This window comes from Pseudoalteromonas sp. OANN1 (assembly GCF_024124685.1).
Classification (GTDB): domain Bacteria; phylum Pseudomonadota; class Gammaproteobacteria; order Enterobacterales; family Alteromonadaceae; genus Pseudoalteromonas; species Pseudoalteromonas piscicida.
In genome coordinates this window covers 25,527-43,076 of sequence record NZ_JAMXSE010000035.1, presented here as the reverse complement: position 1 = coordinate 43,076, position 17,550 = coordinate 25,527, and the positions used below count along the sequence as shown (strand labels likewise).

The window sequence follows — 17,550 nt, the reverse complement described above, 5'->3', positions numbered from 1 at the left end:
TATGACAAGTTATCATAAATTGCTGCCGCCTGGCACATCAAAGCTGGTTCGCAGCATTGCTGAGCAAGTTGAAGACTTACCGAGTAAGCTTGAGGTAACACCAACTATCCCAGAATATGTGGGCAAACAATGGCACCCAGAGACCTGCCCTGAAGCTTTATTACCTTGGCTTGCATGGTCTTTATCAGTAGATGAGTGGGATGAAAGCTGGCCGGTAGATACTAAACGGGCATTTATCGCCAATTCGGTCAAAGTGCATAAGCACAAAGGCACCGTTGGCTCAGTAAAGCGAGCATTGGCAGCGCTGGGGGTAAGTGTTGAGTTTTTTGAATGGTTTCAAGAAATTGATGATATAGCACTGGCGCCTTATCAATCAAAGCAGCCACATACCTTTATGTTTATCGCGTGGGCGAATGAAATTCCGTATACCAGTGACGCTGTGATCTTAAGCCCAGAGCTTTACCAAGCCGTTAAAGATGTTACTGATAGCACTAAACCGAAGCGTGCCCATTTCGACTTTTTAGTCGGTGCCAAAATGAGCCTAAAACTGCAAACAGCCTCTATTGCCAGTGGCTTGCAAGTTGCGAGAAAGTCAGCGCAAACCGAAGCTGTAAAAGCACCCGCTGCCACCGTATCAGCGGCATTTGCATTGGCAAGCAATAAACAAATCGCAGCGACAGGCCGGTATATGAAAAGCCAGCATGTGAATGCGTATTTACAAAGCTCTGCGCGAGTAGGGCTTCACTTAAATAACCGCCGTCATGTGGTTAGCCGAATTTATTTTACCAATGAGCAAAGACTGCCTGCCGCCAAGTTTGACTTTACGACGGAACTTGCGAGCACTTTGCACTTTAATAACCGTCGTTTTCAAGTGGCTAGATTCTACTGCCACACTTATACCAATTTGTCTTAATACTTGCTCAATTTGAAGGAGTAAATCTGACGCTAACTGCGTTAAAAATTTCTCATTTAGAACAACTAAATAGCAAAATTTCCGCCTTGTTATCGACAAGATTTTCTCGCCTCAAAATAGATCACTTAATTAAGCAAATTGGTATTAATCATCGCAGCAATTTAGCCTACAACCGCTATTGGAATAGCGAATAAACACTTCAATTGATGTCATCAGCGTTTACTCAGCGGTAGTACCTATTGGTATAAAACCCATTGCTGTCATTTCATATCAATGTGCTTCATAAACCAGCTTATCAAACGAGCTGTGTATTGATGCGGGTTGATATCACTCAACAAAAGGAGACAGGTGCTGTGAGCACGATTTTACGGCCGACCATCACCACCGCGGGTTTGGAAGCAGTATTTAACGCCCAAAAAAATGGCTTTCAAGCGAAGATCAGCAAGGTAGGGCTTGGCACTGGCAACTATACGCCAGATCAAGGCCGCCGCCAGCTACAACAAGAAGTCCACCGCATTATGGTGGCAAGTGGCGAAGATAAGGGGAATGCCCAAATCCATATGAGTGTGATTGATGATACCGATCACAACTTTTGGGTCAATGAAGTAGGCTTTTATATCGAAAGCGAAGCAAATGGCCAAACACAAGAGGTGCTATTTGCGGTGTATTCTTCACCAGATAGGCCTATTGCTTATAAATCGGCGGAAGTCGATTTACTTCTTGCTTTTGATTTGGTGCTAACGGGCGTGCCTGCCGACGCTGTTACCATCGTCGATAACGGCGTTAATCTAAATATTCTTATCGCCCCTGAACTTGCCAAGCTAGGCGCTGCGCAAATTAACAATATGACTCGTCATCTTAAACAGAAGTTTGAGTTGATGGACAAAGGAATTTTATAGGAGCAACTCATGGCATTAGAACAAGATATTGCTAATCTCATTCAGTCTACGGATGCCTTAACGGCGGTGGTGGATAACAAGGCGCAGCAGCTCGATAACCAAATGGCTGCCTTTGACACGCGTATTGCGAAAAAAGAGCAAGATGTCGACAAATTTATTCAAGAGGCGGTGCCAGAAACACGCTATGTTCAGGATATTTTTATCGGCGGTTCAAAGGATTATTTTTATCCGGTGTGGTGGCGTTTTCCCAGCAACTCTGCAGGCGCGAGTAAGTTAACAGTAGCACGGCACTATTCTCGAAATAGTGACACTAGACCTCTAGATCCGAACCGACCTCACCAAGCAGCGCTTCTGCTAGAACTGGAAGGTAATGCCCAACCTTGGGATGGTGATGCTAACTTTATGCACATTAAGCGTTTTCATGAGCGTTATCATCCAACAGTCAGTCACCTTAGTTTCGCTGCGCAATGTAAATCTGAAAAAGTAGACGCAACACTAGATAGTTATGGTGGAGGCGCCGATGGAAGTGTGGGGCCGTGGTGCAGAGCATTTAGTGGTTTGTATCTAAGGGGCGGAGGCTTAAGCTATCGTATAATCAAAAACTGGACTGGTGATGTCAAATACCATGATGGTTCTGATATGAATAGAAGAAACATCTACGAAACAACCCGTGACACATGGTCTGTTCGTTGGTATGCAGAGCCAATTCCATTTGCCGAACGCTTAGCCCCAACACTAAGTTCTATTCCATACGCAAACCATCCATACACACCACCAACAGCTTAAAGGAGTCACAATGGAAATTAAAACCTTAAAAATCGGTGATGATGAACTTATCAATGTGCCGGCAGATGAAAAAACATTGGCAGATTTGGGTGTCGCGAGTGCTGATATTCCGGGCATTTTAGCTGAGGCAAAGCAGGCTCAGCTTGCAGCGCAATGTATGCACGCTAGAAGTTTTGCTTACCAGTGCGAGTCAGATGGTCTTGCCTTCGATTATCTAGCGGCAATGGCCGAATTTGGTGAAGCGAGTGAAGCAGCACAAGCGGCAAAAACTGCGTGGCTGCAAGCGCGAAGCACCATTAAAAATCGCTATCCAAAACCGCAATAACACCAATTTACAACGACTTTAGGCTATTAAGCCCACCATTCGGTGGGCTTTTTTATGCCTGATTTACCGCTGAGATAACACTCGGCATTCCTTTTATAAATTGTATTAACCATATGGAGAAAAAATATGGCATTAGAACAAGATATTGCCAAATTGATTGAGGCGTCAAACGACCTCACCGCAACCGTCGATAATAAAATTCAAGATATCACGGCGAAATTAGATGCGAAAAGAGCAGAGGTAGATGCCCGCTTGCAAGCTAAAGAGCAGGATGTGGACGCAAAAATTACGAGTTTCCAACGAGCTTTGCCTTTAGCCCCTAATGCACTTTCTGATACTAAGCATTTCAATAATATTTGTGCCGATGTACCTAACGGCACAGCTGTTGATGTGATTGCGGCGCATGCCGCACCGTGGAGCAGTTTTTATCATCGTGGTACCGAGGGGACTGGAACAATCACTAAGTTATCACTAGCTCAGTTGACTGAATTCGGTCTCACTCCAAATGAAGAGTTTCTAAGGCGAGGTTTGGGAGCGAAAGATTCCCATGGTGACAAATACTATGGAAGCGATTATAGAGTCCTTCTGCTGGATGTTGTTGTGAATAAAGGACGAGATGATAACCCCGCTGAAGGTAATCTATTTGTACTGAATCAGGGATGTGAAAGATATATTGGTTGGGGTAAGGGGGAGTTTTTAACACAAGCAAGTTGCTGGATTAATGTGTTGGAACAAACCGGTACATTACGATTCTACCCATCCCAAAATCGCTCAGCATCAATTTCTGTTGATAGCTCAGATGCAGGTAAAGGTTGGCAATACAAGTCGAATAGAAGAACAGGCTGGGGTGGATGTCATCAACAATGCTTTGTAGGACTCGGCAGTATGAAGGTGGCCATTGCGTTGCCTTATGTTGGTACGGGCGATCATGGTGACAACATGATCTGGGCTGACAGTGTCGGCTACCCATACACTCACGTAGGCCCAACTTTAAGCGAAGGAGCATAAATATGGCGATTTTAAAATTAAAAACAACAGGTAAAGCGATTGCTGGTGGTATTGTTGATGATGTACACGCGGCACATCTTGCAAAAGAAGCTGAAGTTGATTTCGCTTTATGTGAAATCGAATACAGCCCTAAAGAAATAAGTGAGTTAAGACGCAAACATTACAGCGCCAACACCGATTTCTTATTCTTTGACTATATGGCTGCGGTTACTGAATATGGTGAAACGTCAGAAAAAGCTGTGGCAGCAAAGCAGACTTGGATGAATAAGCGCGCCGAAATTAAGTCAACACTGCCAAACCTTTAAACATCAAATTACACGGCTCCTGAAGGGGGTCGTGTTACAACAGGCCCCATTATGTCTTTAACTAACTTCAGTGCGGTCAGTCTTAGTCAATTACCCGCATCCGATTTACTTGAACCCGTTGAATTTAAATCGCTTTATAACGAACTAAAGCAAGCCGTAGAACACGCCTGCCCGGAACTTTCTGAGCTACTACCTAGCGACCCCATCGTCAAGCTGATGGAAGTCTTTGCTTATCGAGAGCTGCTATTACGTCAACAGATTAATGAAGGCGCGCAGCAGGTGTTGCTGGCAAAAGCCACGAGCAGTGAACTCGATTATTTGGGGAATCGTTTTGCGGTGATACGAGAAGCTGGGGAGAGTGATGAGCGCTTTCGAGCGCGTATTCAATTGGCACTAGAAGGGTTTAGTACAGCAGGGCCAATTGGTGCTTATTGTTTTCACACGCTTAAAGCCTTACCTCAAGTTAAGGATGTTTTTGTTGAGTCTCCCGAATTTGAGCTGCTTCAGGTCGAGCCGCCATTATCAGACTTAGTACCAGAGCATACGAAATTGCTGCATTGTACCCATGCCGCTAGGCTTCAAGATGCCGCGCCGGGGGATGTTGCCATAACGGTGCTGACAAATAGAGGCAATGGCATACCAAATCAAGACGAAATCACAGCAATTACAGAGCATTTGTTTCATGAAGACATTAGGCCTCTGACAGATAGGCCACGAGTACTCTCAGCAGAAGTAAAAGAATTTACCCTCCGCGCCACGCTTTATTTATATCCAGGCCCTGATGAAGAAAAAGTGAGATCTACAGTAGAGCAAAGCGTGCAGCAATGGTTAAAAACACATCATAAGCTTAATCATGATATTCGGTTGTCTGGGCTTTACAGTGCGTTACACCAAGCAGGTGTGCAACGTGTTGAGCTGCTCTCACCCACCGCGGATATTATCAATACCCCTTGGCAGGCTGCGTTTTGTACACAAGTGGAGATAAACATTGCAGGAAGAGATATTTAATACACTATTACCGCACGCAAGCACTAAGCTTGAGCATGCGCTGGCAAAGGCGCTAAGCAAAGTTTCCGCGACTCCTGTTCCACTTGGTAGTCTTTGGGATCCCTGGCGATGTCCCGAGCATTTTTTACCTTGGCTTGCGGATGCACTCAGCGTGGACTTTTGGGATAGCGCTTGGCCAATTGAAGTGAAGCGCAAGATTATAGCGAATAGCGTGCCCGATCATCGAATAAAAGGGACGGTTACTGCAATAAAAAGCGCGCTCTCTACTCTAGCTGCAAAAGTTGAGCTTAAAGAGTGGTGGCAACAAGAAAATCCTCACGCGTTTACGCCGCATTCTGCACAGATCATTGCGTTGGCCGCGCAGAACCTAGATCCAGCAGGCAGCACGCTACTGACTCCTAAATTGCAAGCACAACTTTGGCAAGCTGTGGTGATGACAAAACCATGTCGCAGCCAAATTAGTTTGCGTGTAGGCGTACAGCAAAGTACAAGCTTATCGCTCAATACCGTTAGTCAGTCTGCGAGCCTCCAGCGAACATGGATGCCTCAACACACAGATAATATTGTAAATTTAAGCCAGTTGTATCTTGCTGGAACCTCTGTTTTGCAAGGGGTGGGCAAAATATCCGGTGAAGTGCGCTCTGATCTCAAAAGCGCTTCTAGCCTTTATGTTCACGCAGCGCCCTTTGCTATCCAAATCCAGCGACAGTCGTTTTATTGCTATTAATACCTAAACACGCTCAAGCTGCTGCAAAAACAAACTTGAAGATTAACAGACTCTAAAGGAATGACTCATGGAACAATTTACGCCGCTTATTACGCAGGCGGGATTAAACGCGGCCGTTAATGCCAAAGCCAATGGTTTTACCATTGATATTAGCGCGGTTGCGGTAGGCACATCTGGCTATACGCCGTCTCGTAGCCAAACTAGGCTGCGAGGTGAAAAAAATCGCGTGGCGATTGCCGGCGGGCAAGTTGTTGGTGACGGGCAATTTCATATTACCGGACATTTTATTGACGATGCTGAGTACGCGGTGCGCGAAGTGGGTTTTTATCTTGCCGATGGCACTTTGTTTGCCGTTTGGTCGCACCCGCAAAATGTACTTTTTTATCAAACACCCATTGCACAAATTGTACAAGGGTTTGATCTGCTGTTAAGTGCTGCACCCGTAGACGCTATCACGATTAATACCACAGGCGATTTAACGCTTTTCTATGCCGGTGAATTTCTCGACATGCTGGTGGCACAAACCCAACAACTCAGTGCGCAAATTCAAGCTAATCACCGACAAATTCAATTCAACAACAGACTACTACAGCTAGGAGTGTAATATGGCGGGTTATCAGCCAATGACATTAGAGCAGCGCATCGCCGCACTGCAAGCCGAGAACGGCAAATTAATCGATTCAAATAATGCCCTCACACAAACCGTGGTTGGCAAAATGGGAGAAATTAATCATGCGCTGAGTGACGCGCAGCAAGATATTAGCGAAGCGATTGTTTTGGCAGGAGCAAAAACAGATCAAGCGATCCTTAATTTTGCAGATAGCCACTCTGATTTGCGAATTAATTATTATGATAGGGCAGATCATTCTAAGAGCTCGTTAAATATAGAAGCTGAACCTGAAGCTCCACATATTTCAAAATGGGTAAAAGTACCTATCGCTACGCAGGGTTACTACACTTATCCAGCTCCTCAGGCGCTGACCAAAATACATCTGACTCGTAGTTATAGCTATGCACCTGGTCACAGTGAAGAAGATCAATATAGTCATGATTGGTCTAGAAGCTTTCCTCAATTTGTATTAGCGAATTATGAAGCAACAAGTGATCAGATTAACGCTGAGGTTGAGCGTTTAGGCCTTCAGCCAAAAATTACTGGTGGATGGAATGCATGTGCAACCACCCAGACTATTGACACAATTAAGCTTCATGGTCTGCACCCTTATTCAATGCTATTTGTTCGCTTTGTTAATATGCTCCCATCGCCCGTTGGCAGTGACAAAACACCACAAAATATCGTTGAATTTGGTGGTAACGCCACTTTTGCAGTTGACCGTGTTATTAACTATCCAAGAATCGAGGTGTAATTATGCAAGAACAAATTCCTTCACAACAAGATCATTTAGCGACACTCGTGTACCTAGACAAGCAAGTAAAGCGCGGGCAAATAAGCCGAGAAGTGGCGGATGTAGAATCTATTATTGGGACTACTGCAGATACAGGCCACCTAGTATTAGTTGAGTTTATTAAGCTGCTTGATGGCCTCAGCAAAGCAACAACACTTGCCGAGATGCGTGCAGCGGCATCACAGGGGCGTGATGGCTTAGGTACATTAACCACAAAAGTGCTGAATAATGAGATTCAGTTTCCCTATCAAGGTAAAGGCGCTGAAAATGTTTACCAAGAAATTGAATCTCGCGCTACTGGTGTTGCAAGCATTTTAACGTCTCCAGAATAAGGCACTCTATGGCAAATCAATCAATCGATCTTTCCACTTTGCCAGCGCCAAATATCCTTGAACCACTTGATTTCGAAAGCCTGTTCCAAGCACGTAAACAACGTTTTATTGAACTTGCACCTGAATATGCCGAAGCGCTAGCGCTCGAAAGCTCGCCGCTTGCGATTTGTTTGCAAGTTGAAAGCTATCGCGAGCTGTTATTACGACAGCGCGTCAATGAAGCCGCGGCGGCTAATTTGTTAGCCACCAGCCAAGGCGCTGATCTTGAGCATCTTGGTGCTTTTTATGGAGTGGCTCGGTTGCCCGATGAGCATGACGAAACCTTACGAATGCGTATTCGCAACAGCACCATAGCGTCTAGTACGGCAGGTAGTGCGGCGCATTATCGTCATCAAGCCATTGAAGCTGCACCGGGATTAATCAAGGATGTGTCGGTGCAAAGCCCAGGGGATGGGCTGGTGGTGGTAACGGTACTTGCAAAGTTTGACACTGAAGCAGAACAGGTTTTAGCACAAGTGAAAGAGAGGCTATTTGATGACTCGGTGAAAATGCTGACAGACACGTTAGAGGTCAAACTTGCACAGCCCGTTTGGGTAGATGTTGAAGCTGAGCTTTATCTCAATACTCATGCTTCTGAACTTATTATCAATAAGCTGGAGCAAACGTTGCAAGACAACTGGCTCAACATCACGACACTTGGCTGGGATTTAACGCCAAGCTGGCTGCATGCACAATTACATAGTACGGGAATTAGGCATATCGAACTGCTTGCTCCAACACAGTTAATTGATGTGGCAGCCCATCAGTACGTTATGCCCAAGTCAATCTCGCTGACATTAAAGCGAGGCTAAGATGACGTTATTACCTCCTAATCACACTTTGCTGCAACGGCGATTGCAGCAAAGTGTTGCCGTGAGTGACGATATTCATTCGGGTATTTCAAGGTTATCTGGGTTTAAGGCCGATCCGCACGACAACTTGTTGATGTGGCTCGTTTGGGAGTATGGCTTAGAAGCTATTTTGCCCTACAGCCAAGACCTTCGCGAAACCATCAAAGAAGGTCTGGTTTGGCAGCGACTTCGCGGTACACCAAAAAGTGTAGATATTGCGCTCAATTGGCTCAACTTTGACGAGGCTGAGCTTGAGGTTGATAAACCCGGACGTCACTTTTATCGCTATCAATTAGCATCTGGCAAAATTCCGGGGAACAAGGCGCTTAAAGATATACACCAGCTGCTTGGACTATCTGCCCCGGTAAGAGCCAAGCTCTCACGTATTTATCATGGTTATGATGTGCGTGAACTGAAGTTATCTCAAAGTGGTTTTGGAGCGCTTCTATCTGATGTTTCTGGCGTGCCATTTCATGATGGCGATAACACGCTGTGCAAAGTCAGCTTTGGCCGCAGCCACCAGCAAGGTGTGAGTCATAACGTGACGAATGCCTCCGTACACCTCAGTAGAACACATAGTCAGCGCAGTCATTACCTCACCACAAAACGCTTGAGTGAATACAAGCTCAGCGACAAAGAGCCTTCACAACTGCCTGTGAGCTCAGCCCGAATTAGGCTGCTTTCGCAGCATCGGGTGTGGTCGACAAGAACATGGCTAGGGGGGTGGCAACAAAGCTGGACTAAAGCCGACGCTTTTATCGGTGATCCGCTTCATGCAACGACTGTACATTGGCAACATCGTCAAATGATGCCGCTCTCAGCTGCGCTCGCCACTACTGGACGGCTTAACGTTCATTGTAGTCGTTTTCAAGTGGTGCTCCCTGAATAATACTCCCCAAATAAATGGAACTCTCAATGCAATCATCACAATTTGCCTCTGTTGTATGGACGACACCGGGGCTTGCCAAATTGGCGCAGGCGCTAGAGCAAGGACAAGCTTTTACGTTGACGCATTTGTCCGCAGGAAGCGCAGGTTACATTGCGTCTCACTTGCAAACTCAGTTACGACAAGAGCAACAAAAGGTCCCGATTTTACAGGCGGAGCAACTCACTGCAACACAAGTGCGTTTTAGCGCCGTGTTTGAGGGGGAAGCAGATTACCCAGTTAAAGAATTAGGAATTTGGTCTGGCAGCACTTTAGTTGCGGTATATAGCGCAGGGGGTGAAGTGCTGAATCATAAAAGCAAAGACGTAGCATGGTTAGAGGTCATTTCGCTTAACCTCGCAGCGCTGCCTTCACAGCAAGTCAGTTTTGAAACAGGCGTGCTTAACACCAATATTTTTATGGCAAAAGAGCTGGCTACATCTGTTTATGCACATCTTAGACAAGGTAAAAGTCTAATTCAGCAAGCTAACCAAACCATGCAACTGGCGATGCGTCTGCGCAAAGCCAATATAGGATAATACATGACCATAGAATCACAACTTGCCCAGTTGCAACAGGCTGCAACTGAGCAAACCGAAGCAAGTGTTCAACTTGCCAATAATATCACCGAAGGCTTACAGGAAATTGATCAGGTTAAGCAAGATATTGCAAAAACCTATCAAACGGTTAATCAGAACAACCAAGCGCTAAATGATTGGCAAACTCAGTCTGGCAGCGTCAACCTCAAAGATCTAAACGGCAATAGCCATACACTGCCAACACTTAAATCACTGATTGCAGATGCACAAAGCGTTAACCCGCATCCCCATGTAATGACCAAAGCCCAGTTTGATGCACTGCGCGACATGCGTAAACAGCAATATGCGGGAAGTGGGTTTGTGGAGTGGGGCTTGGGTGATAGTGCTGAAAGTGCTGTTAATAATGGCATGTGGGTGTATCAAAACAAATTGAACTTGGGGCGCTCAGGTAAAACAAGAGGTTGGTTTGGTTCAGATAAATCTTCCACTCCTTTCCCGAAAGGGCTGGTTGACGGCGTATCGATTGACTTGCAAAGTGTTGATTATCCATATGGTATTGTGAGTTGCAAATTTCCTCCTGCGCCAGATGGCACCAAAACCTATGACTCAGCTTCAGGCACCGTCACCCAACACAACGATGCTGCAACCGCATTTGCAGCAGAAACCGATAGCAATAAGGTGATCACCTCTCGTAAAGACTTAGTATTTCTGGAGTCTTGGCACGAGAAAATTGCTGATAAAGACGTCGTGTATCCGCTTGGCAATGTGCAATATGGCGCAAATAACTATAAGGGCATTTCCCTTCGGAATAACCTCGTTGCTCAGGGGTACTCCGCATTTGGTGAATGGGATACTGGTACAAAGGGATATGGCGTTAAATGGTCATCGCTAACAGAGGCGCAAAAGGCTATTTTCTTTGGAGAGCCTGAGCATAATATTTATTACGACCCAGAAGCCAAAGCGTATATTCAGGTTAGGTATCGTGTGAGGGTTGTTGAGGGTAAAGGAGATGACTGGACAGAAAGTACCGTCAGACCTTGGTTTGGTGCCACAATCATGGGTTACAAATTTGGCACCAACATAGAGCGGATAGCGGTAAGAGCTGGCAAAGTTGATAGTCTAGATTACTGTGTAGATGGTAATAACTTTTATCATAATAATGCTTGGACATCATTGCCGACCGCGAATATTAATGCCGACGCAGACGTTAATGCTTGGGTTCAACGTAATTATGGTGAGCACGTTTCTCATAATAATTCTGCACGGGCGGCTCCAATAGCCCTCGTACAGCGTTTAAACCAAGGGGCATATCATCCTACTTACAACCCATTGGGGACGACAGGTTTTTCACGTACTGATTTACCTGATAGCCAAGGTCATGCTGTGACATGGAATAGCGCTGCTGTAAAGCAAAAACCAGTATCCACACAGCAGTGTTTTGATTCCGATATCGCGAGAATACCTGCAGGTGGAATAGATTGGGGCAGTATTGGTGTTGCTTATAGCGGACGGCCGGACCAATACAAATATCATGACGCCATCTACGCAGGACAGGTTGAAGATTTGCGTCTAAGTGCGAAAAAGCAAGATGTTAAGGAGCTACGTGAAAGCAAATTAAGTGACGCTATCGCAGGTAAATTAAGAGGCAAAGAGAAGCTTCCGTTTACTAAAGTAAAGTCTGGTTTTTGTTATGACTCAGGCATGACTATTTACATATTTCAAAATGTTCCTTCGTCTGAGAGTAGTTTAATTGGAAGCGATAAGTATTATAGAGGGGATGATATTGTAAAAAGCTACCCTAAATACTCAGAGTTTAAAGCCTCTGCGGTCGCAATAAAATTTACGGACGCAGGAGATACCGATTTAACAACCTTTGCAGGCGGCACTCCACTAGGGCAGTGGTTTGTCATTGATAAATTTGATATGCAAAGTCATTTATTCATCGCGCTTATAAATCCTAACACAGGAAATTCACATTGGTTCAGCTCAGGCAGGGCATCAACTATACAGGCTGAGTTATTATTTCCTACAGAGCAAAGTAATGCAGAATTTGAGACTTTGTCTTGGACTGACATTGTTGCTACGCCTGACAACTTTAAATCTACATTTCCTGACGGGGTACAAGGACAATGGATACCAAAGTTACCAGACGGGACAGCTGGTTATCCACTAAATCGGAAGCTATCCGGTGATACGTTATCAGCAACCTTCACTATCGACCAGGGACAAACTTGGGTTAAAAATAATGTGCCGTTTGATCCTGTAAAAAATATAAATTCAGCAAGCTGGAATGCGAATACCGTGGCATTGTTGCAGTATCAGTCAGACTCCGTGTTCACTCATGCAGCAACAAATTCAGCGATCTGTGGGGATATAGGGCGAGTCTATACGACCCAAGCATATTTGAGTCACTATGGGAATCGACTGCTGCCTAGCTTAACAGGGCAGGTTGGTAAACGTAATAGCAGTGCTTATTTTCAAGAGTACCTGAATGTTTCAAAACACGCATATTATAGCCCAAACCAAACTCTTGGCTGGACAAGGCGCACAGGTGATGAACCAATCCATGAACCATTAAATCTTGATGTTCCGAATGATAATTCGCCAGCAGTAAAAGCGTTATCGACAATTACTGAAAAGAACGGGCTGCTGTATTTACAGTTTCATGGTACGGAACTCAAATATAAATCAATTCATCTACGTGATGTTGAAGTCATTGAAGCCGGTGTTGAAGCGAGCGTTGTTAAAGGGAAGGTATACAGGCTGCAAGGGTTTGATAACGGTCACTTAAATAGACCTGTCATTGCGCTACAAGATAGGTTGAATTTCACTTTTTCAGCGTCTGCATTTGATGGCTATCGCGTCGTAAATGATGGCCGCATCATGACAAGTTCAGGTGCAGAATATTCACTCATTAGAGTCCATAACAATGACTGGGGCGATGACCAAACGATCCCAATTATCGATGGCGAAAACACCAAAACCGATCTCAACGGCAATACCGTCAAAGTGTTCTGCCATCACACCCTATTCCCAATAGGGATTGCACACAATGGATAAGGAGATTGCAATGAATACTGAGGCTGAGAACCTCACGGCGGATGCAGTAGAGGTATTAACGCTGAGCTATACGGACGTGCAAACAAAAATAATGCTGCGTCATCCTCAAAAGCAGATTGACGAAGCGCTACAACTTGCCATTGAGCAAGAAGAAGCGGCGTATCGTGAGGCGCATGCTGCGTGGCAGACTGAAACGACTGAAGTGCAAGCACAGATAGCGGAGGCACAAGCGCACAATGCCGCTAATCCAGATGAACCAATACCTATGCCACCGCTACCTGTGGAGCCGGTTTTGGACTTGCAAGCGAGAAGAGCGTGCTATCGTGTTGAGCATGTGGAGGTGGATTTAGCATTAACCACAGAAACTGTTGACTCGCGTATAGAGTACGACGACGAAGCGCGAGTGGCTTATCACCATCCTGCGACCATTTCGCATACTGAACAACAAATTGCAGACACTAAACGTGAACGCTTTAAAAATCAGCGTGCAGCGAATGTGGCGTCAATCGCCGTTGAAGTGGACGGTCTGGTGTTTGATGGTGACGAACAAAGTCAGCAGCGCATGGTTCGAGCCATTCTCTTGATGACAGAAAACGACACGCAGCGCTGGGTACTTGCCAATAACGCCGTGGCTGATGTAACTAAAGCACAACTTACTCAAGCTTGTTTACTTGCCGCAGAGCAACAATCCGACCTCTGGATTGAATCTTACTAAACCTCTACCTTCTTACCGAGCTTAATCTTTGGCTCGGTTTTATTTCTTTAAGGAGCAGTCCTTGGCCACTTTAACACTTCAAGGCCGAAAGGCGCTTGCACGGCTAATGCAGCAGCAGGCTATTTATTTGGCATGGGGAAACGGCGCATCAAGTTGGGATAATACTTTGCCGCCAACCCCTACCAATACCACACAACTCACTAATCTCATTGGTTATCGCAAAGCAAAGCAAATTCGCTTTTGTGAGCCGGATGAACAGGGCGAAATTCAAGTACCAACCGGAAGGTTCCGCTTAAGCGATACCGCCAGCCAACATCTATATTGCCAATTCACCTACGACTTCGAAGATGGCTTAGGTGAGCATATTCGAGAGCTAGGTTTAATGCTTGGCACGACTCCAAAAACGGGCATTCCAGCTGGAAAATATTACCTCTTACCAGACGAGGTTGCAGAGGCAGGTGAGCTTATTTTGCTTGAGCATCGCACGGCGCTATTTCGTGACCAAGGGGTACGCGAAACGTTTGAGTTTGTGATCAGTTTTTAAGAAGAAAGCAATGATAAAAGATTATTACCAGCAGTTTGATCCTGCAAAGCGTTACAGCCAGCTATTGTTTCGAGCGAGTAAAGGGTTGCAAAGTCGTGAACTCAACGACCTACAACTGCAGTCTCAGCACCATGTAAAAGGCATCGCTGATGTATTGATGAAAGATGGGGATGTGGTTAAGGGGGGCGAGGTGGTTATTGACCAAGCTCATGCCGTTGCAACCATTGGTGCATCCTCAGTATATCTGCAAGGTGCGGTACATGAGGTCGACACCAAACAGTTAGCGATTGCGCTAAATAAACTCGAAATTGTCGGGGTGTGGTTAGCAAAGGAAGTGGTGACAGAGCTTGAAGATTCAACACTTAGAGATCCAGCCATTGGTGCACACAATTTTGACGAAGCGGGTGCCGCGCGACTGAAAATCTCGGGCCGTTGGGGATTGAGCGACAGCCTTGACTATCCCAATAGCGACTTTTTTCCCGTTTACCAAATCGATCATGGCACGCTTATCGTTAAACAGCCGCCGCCACAACTAGACTCAATTACCAGCGCACTTGCGCGTTACGACCGCGAGTCAAACGGCGGGAGTTATGTGGTGAGCGGGCTCAATGTCAGCTATCGAGAGAGCACGGCAAGCCACCAGCACTTTAATGTGCAAGAGGGAAAAGCGCATATCAATGGCTATGAAATAGCGTTTAACACCGCACTGCCCGTTACGCTGCCGAACGACCCCGATGTACGAGAGGTGATCAATGAGCCGAGCCGATTTAGTGCCAATGCCCAAGGCGCTATGCGAGTCGATTTAGACTTTGCACCGGTGCAGCGCATTGATCAGGTGACCGCAGAGGTGAAAAAGCGAACCTCTCTGACTCGAGGCCACGCGCAAACCGGCCAAAACACCGATCCCTTTGATGATGACTCTGTCATTGAAATTTTGCAGATCTCGCAAGGTGGTATTGAATATCAGCAGGGTATCGACTTTATCTTTACCCGTAATCATATTAGCTGGCGCGATGGTGGCAATAAGCCGGCGTCAGGCACGTCGTATGACGTGGTGTATACCTATCGCCGACTTATTGAAGTTGATGCCGACGAAACCGGATTTTGGCTCGAGCAGCAGTTAAGCGAGGCTGAAGAAATGCTCGAAAATGGCCTTGTGGTCGTCGATTATCACTGGTTTATGCCACGTATCGATCTGCTCGTGCTTACCCCCAATGGTCATGTTGAGCGGATCAAAGGTGCACCCGACAGAATCAACCCGCAAGCACCTTTAGTGCCTCATCAACACCTGGGGCTTGCCCAAGTGCAGCAACACTGGGGGAGTGCGCCGCCGCATATCCAAAATATTGCGATTGAAGCGGTACAAATGACAGATCTTGCGTTGATGCAACAGCAGATCTCAGATTTATACCAATTGTTGGCTATTGAACGCCTACGTAACGATACCAATGCTCAGTCACCTGCTAGCAAATACGGCGTGTTTGTTGACCCGTTTTTAGATGACGATATGCGCGATATTGGACTTGAACAAAGCGCTGCTATTGTGGATGGCGAACTTATGCTGCCAATGGCCGCAGAAATAACTCAATTGTCACAACCACAAGTCCAAACATTACCGTACGAACTCGAAGACGTCTTAGTACAAGAAAGCCGTACTGGGGAGATGAAAATTAATCCTTATATGGCATTTGAACCACTGCCTGCGGATGTCACGTTAACCCCAAGTGTTGATCATTGGACACAAACCCAGACTCAGTGGACAAGCCCCATTACTCGCAGGTTAACTAGCGGTGGAGGGCGTGTTCGTCGCGTTATTACTCAAACGAGTACTGAGCGAGTTGGTGTGCGCCGTCAGCAAGCCGAGTTCTTGCGCACTCGGTGGGTCAACTTTGCTATTTCTGGGTTTGATCCAGGTGAGCAACTGGACTCACTGTTATTCGATGGCATTGAAATTATTTCAGAGGTGCAAGCATGATCCAAGCAAATACACGCGGTGAATTAGCTGGTCGATTTAAAGTGCCAAATAATGTTCCCGCCGGAACTAAACTGGTGCGATTTATTGGTAAGCAAGGTTCGGCAGGAAGCGCTAGTTATACAGGTAGTGGCGTGATTGAAGTGGAAACATTGAGGCGCGTAAATAGTATTATTACTCAGCGTTTTGACCCACTCGCACAAACCTTTATTTTGGAGCAATCGCGATTTATTGCCGGTGTTGAATTATGGTTTACTGCCAAAGGTCAGGAAGCGGTAGAAGTACAAATTCGTGAAGTAGTACAAGGTATTCCTACACAAACCGTGCTGGCAAGTAGCAAGTTAAGCAGCGATGAGATAAGGCTAAATGACCAACCGACACTGTTTACCTTTACTCCAACCTTTTTAAATGCCGATCAGGAATATGCGTTGGTTGTGTTAACTGATGGGGCCGAGCACAGTGTTGCTATTGCTGAGCTGGGTAAGCTTGATCAGGCGCACAACTGGGTTACCTCGCAGCCGTATCAAGTTGGGGTGTTGTTATCATCAAGCAACGCTAGCACCTGGACGCCACATCAGGATAAAGATCTGACATTTAGGTTAAAGGCCGCCAAATTCACAGAGCAAAGTAGACGGATTGAACTCGGCGAGGTAGAGGTTGAACAAGTAACGGATTTAATGCTTTTAGCTGTAGTCCAGCGCCCAAGTGCAGATACTCAAGTTACCTTTGAACTCACGTACCCTACTGGCAATAAAGAAAAAGTGCTAAGCGTTCAAGAGTGGCAACCAAGTACGCTTGGAGAAACCATAACAGGCAAGGTTAAGGTCGCTGCTGTATTGACGGGAACACAAAGCCTAACGCCAGTACTTTTTGCAGGCAGCCAGTGCGTTCATGGGCAAGTCGCGCAAACCGGAGACTATATCTCTCGTGAGCTGCGCTGTCGTTTAGGCGGTGACTTAACGGTGAGCTTTGAAGCGAATATTCAAAGCCACTCAGAAGTACAAGCCTTGATGCAAAAAGGGGATGTTTGGCTACCGCTTGCACTAGATAGCAGCTCAGTGCTGAGTGATGGTTGGCAGCAGTTCAACTACACCTTTAACGGTGTAGATACCGCGACGACACGCGTAAAATTAGTACTGAAGGGGACTCCGGCGCAGCGCCCTAGAGTACGAAATCTCCGTACATTTACCTTGTAGGAG

At 46.0% G+C, this 17,550-nt stretch carries 19 protein-coding genes; all 19 read left to right on the top strand.

Going from position 1 to position 17,550, the window contains the following annotated elements; all coding sequences use genetic code 11:
* Nucleotide 1: 1 nt before the first annotated feature.
* The 19 genes from NH462_RS21755 (at nt 2) to NH462_RS21665 (ending at nt 17,547) form a co-directional block, all read left to right on the top strand.
* Nucleotides 2–913, top strand: coding sequence for a phage tail protein I (locus NH462_RS21755; RefSeq protein WP_253107743.1), 912 nt, complete (start codon nt 2–4; stop codon nt 911–913).
* Nucleotides 914–1,266: 353 nt separating this feature from the next.
* A complete protein-coding gene (locus NH462_RS21750) occupies nt 1,267–1,812 on the top strand; it encodes a phage tail protein (protein WP_019647288.1) in 546 nt (181 codons plus the stop codon).
* 9 nt (nt 1,813–1,821) lie between these two features.
* Nucleotides 1,822–2,598, top strand: a complete 777-nt coding sequence (locus NH462_RS21745; protein WP_253107742.1) for a phage tail protein — start codon at nt 1,822–1,824, stop codon at nt 2,596–2,598.
* Between the two features lie 10 nt (nt 2,599–2,608).
* Complete coding sequence (locus NH462_RS21740; RefSeq protein ID WP_039496117.1) at nt 2,609–2,923, top strand: hypothetical protein; 315 nt, start codon at nt 2,609–2,611, stop codon at nt 2,921–2,923.
* Nucleotides 2,924–3,049: 126 nt separating this feature from the next.
* Nucleotides 3,050–3,931, top strand: coding sequence for an apolipoprotein A1/A4/E family protein (locus tag NH462_RS21735; protein WP_253107741.1), 882 nt, complete (start codon nt 3,050–3,052; stop codon nt 3,929–3,931).
* Between the two features lie 2 nt (nt 3,932–3,933).
* Entirely contained in the window at nt 3,934–4,236 is a 303-nt protein-coding gene (locus NH462_RS21730; protein ID WP_253107740.1) for a hypothetical protein, read from the top strand.
* A gap of 51 nt (nt 4,237–4,287) precedes the next feature.
* Nucleotides 4,288–5,244: a baseplate J/gp47 family protein gene (locus NH462_RS21725; protein ID WP_253107739.1), complete on the top strand. Its 957-nt coding sequence runs from the start codon at nt 4,288–4,290 to the stop codon at nt 5,242–5,244.
* Nucleotides 5,225–5,971, top strand: coding sequence for a phage tail protein I (locus tag NH462_RS21720; protein WP_253107738.1), 747 nt, complete (start codon nt 5,225–5,227; stop codon nt 5,969–5,971). Before NH462_RS21725 ends, NH462_RS21720 begins: the two co-directional genes overlap by 20 nt.
* Before the next feature lie 67 nt (nt 5,972–6,038).
* Nucleotides 6,039–6,575, top strand: a complete 537-nt coding sequence (locus NH462_RS21715; RefSeq protein WP_253107737.1) for a phage tail protein — start codon at nt 6,039–6,041, stop codon at nt 6,573–6,575.
* 1 nt (nt 6,576) lies between these two features.
* Entirely contained in the window at nt 6,577–7,335 is a 759-nt protein-coding gene (locus NH462_RS21710; protein WP_253107736.1) for a hypothetical protein, read from the top strand.
* Nucleotides 7,336–7,337: 2 nt separating this feature from the next.
* Nucleotides 7,338–7,706, top strand: coding sequence for a hypothetical protein (locus NH462_RS21705; protein WP_253107735.1), 369 nt, complete (start codon nt 7,338–7,340; stop codon nt 7,704–7,706).
* A gap of 8 nt (nt 7,707–7,714) precedes the next feature.
* Nucleotides 7,715–8,557, top strand: a complete 843-nt coding sequence (locus NH462_RS21700) for a baseplate J/gp47 family protein (RefSeq protein WP_253107734.1) — start codon at nt 7,715–7,717, stop codon at nt 8,555–8,557.
* 1 nt (nt 8,558) lies between these two features.
* Entirely contained in the window at nt 8,559–9,485 is a 927-nt protein-coding gene (locus NH462_RS21695; protein WP_253107733.1) for a phage tail protein, read from the top strand.
* Between the two features lie 26 nt (nt 9,486–9,511).
* The gene (locus NH462_RS21690) at nt 9,512–10,060 is read left to right on the top strand and encodes a phage tail protein (RefSeq protein WP_253107732.1); all 549 of its coding nucleotides are present in this window, start codon (nt 9,512–9,514) and stop codon (nt 10,058–10,060) included.
* Nucleotides 10,061–10,063: 3 nt separating this feature from the next.
* On the top strand, nt 10,064–13,120 hold the full coding sequence (locus tag NH462_RS21685; protein WP_253107731.1) for a hypothetical protein: 3,057 nt from the start codon (nt 10,064–10,066) through the stop codon (nt 13,118–13,120).
* Nucleotides 13,113–13,835, top strand: coding sequence for a hypothetical protein (locus NH462_RS21680; protein WP_253107730.1), 723 nt, complete (start codon nt 13,113–13,115; stop codon nt 13,833–13,835). Before NH462_RS21685 ends, NH462_RS21680 begins: the two co-directional genes overlap by 8 nt.
* 61 nt (nt 13,836–13,896) lie before the next feature.
* A complete protein-coding gene (locus NH462_RS21675) occupies nt 13,897–14,379 on the top strand; it encodes a hypothetical protein (RefSeq protein WP_253107729.1) in 483 nt (160 codons plus the stop codon).
* A 10-nt stretch (nt 14,380–14,389) separates the two neighbouring features.
* Nucleotides 14,390–16,354, top strand: coding sequence for a DUF4815 domain-containing protein (locus NH462_RS21670; protein ID WP_253107728.1), 1,965 nt, complete (start codon nt 14,390–14,392; stop codon nt 16,352–16,354).
* Nucleotides 16,351–17,547 (top strand): hypothetical protein, encoded by a 1,197-nt coding sequence (locus tag NH462_RS21665; protein WP_253107727.1) that lies wholly within the window; start codon nt 16,351–16,353, stop codon nt 17,545–17,547. Before NH462_RS21670 ends, NH462_RS21665 begins: the two co-directional genes overlap by 4 nt.
* Nucleotides 17,548–17,550: the final 3 nt, after the last annotated feature.

Bases quoted from the DNA above. Each gene is read 5' to 3' on its own strand.
- NH462_RS21735 (WP_253107741.1), top strand. From the start codon at position 3,050: ATGGCATTAGAACAAGATATTGCCAAATTGATTGAGGCGTCAAACGAC.
- NH462_RS21715 (WP_253107737.1), top strand. From the start codon at position 6,039: ATGGAACAATTTACGCCGCTTATTACGCAGGCGGGATTAAACGCGGCC.
- NH462_RS21730 (WP_253107740.1), top strand. From the start codon at position 3,934: ATGGCGATTTTAAAATTAAAAACAACAGGTAAAGCGATTGCTGGTGGT.
- NH462_RS21755 (WP_253107743.1), top strand. From the start codon at position 2: ATGACAAGTTATCATAAATTGCTGCCGCCTGGCACATCAAAGCTGGTT.
- NH462_RS21670 (WP_253107728.1), top strand. From the start codon at position 14,390: ATGATAAAAGATTATTACCAGCAGTTTGATCCTGCAAAGCGTTACAGC.
- NH462_RS21665 (WP_253107727.1), top strand. From the start codon at position 16,351: ATGATCCAAGCAAATACACGCGGTGAATTAGCTGGTCGATTTAAAGTG.
- NH462_RS21685 (WP_253107731.1), top strand. From the start codon at position 10,064: ATGACCATAGAATCACAACTTGCCCAGTTGCAACAGGCTGCAACTGAG.
- NH462_RS21745 (WP_253107742.1), top strand. From the start codon at position 1,822: ATGGCATTAGAACAAGATATTGCTAATCTCATTCAGTCTACGGATGCC.
- NH462_RS21705 (WP_253107735.1), top strand. From the start codon at position 7,338: ATGCAAGAACAAATTCCTTCACAACAAGATCATTTAGCGACACTCGTG.
- NH462_RS21710 (WP_253107736.1), top strand. From the start codon at position 6,577: ATGGCGGGTTATCAGCCAATGACATTAGAGCAGCGCATCGCCGCACTG.
- NH462_RS21740 (WP_039496117.1), top strand. From the start codon at position 2,609: ATGGAAATTAAAACCTTAAAAATCGGTGATGATGAACTTATCAATGTG.
- NH462_RS21695 (WP_253107733.1), top strand. From the start codon at position 8,559: ATGACGTTATTACCTCCTAATCACACTTTGCTGCAACGGCGATTGCAG.
- NH462_RS21680 (WP_253107730.1), top strand. From the start codon at position 13,113: ATGGATAAGGAGATTGCAATGAATACTGAGGCTGAGAACCTCACGGCG.
- NH462_RS21700 (WP_253107734.1), top strand. From the start codon at position 7,715: ATGGCAAATCAATCAATCGATCTTTCCACTTTGCCAGCGCCAAATATC.
- NH462_RS21690 (WP_253107732.1), top strand. From the start codon at position 9,512: ATGCAATCATCACAATTTGCCTCTGTTGTATGGACGACACCGGGGCTT.
- NH462_RS21725 (WP_253107739.1), top strand. From the start codon at position 4,288: ATGTCTTTAACTAACTTCAGTGCGGTCAGTCTTAGTCAATTACCCGCA.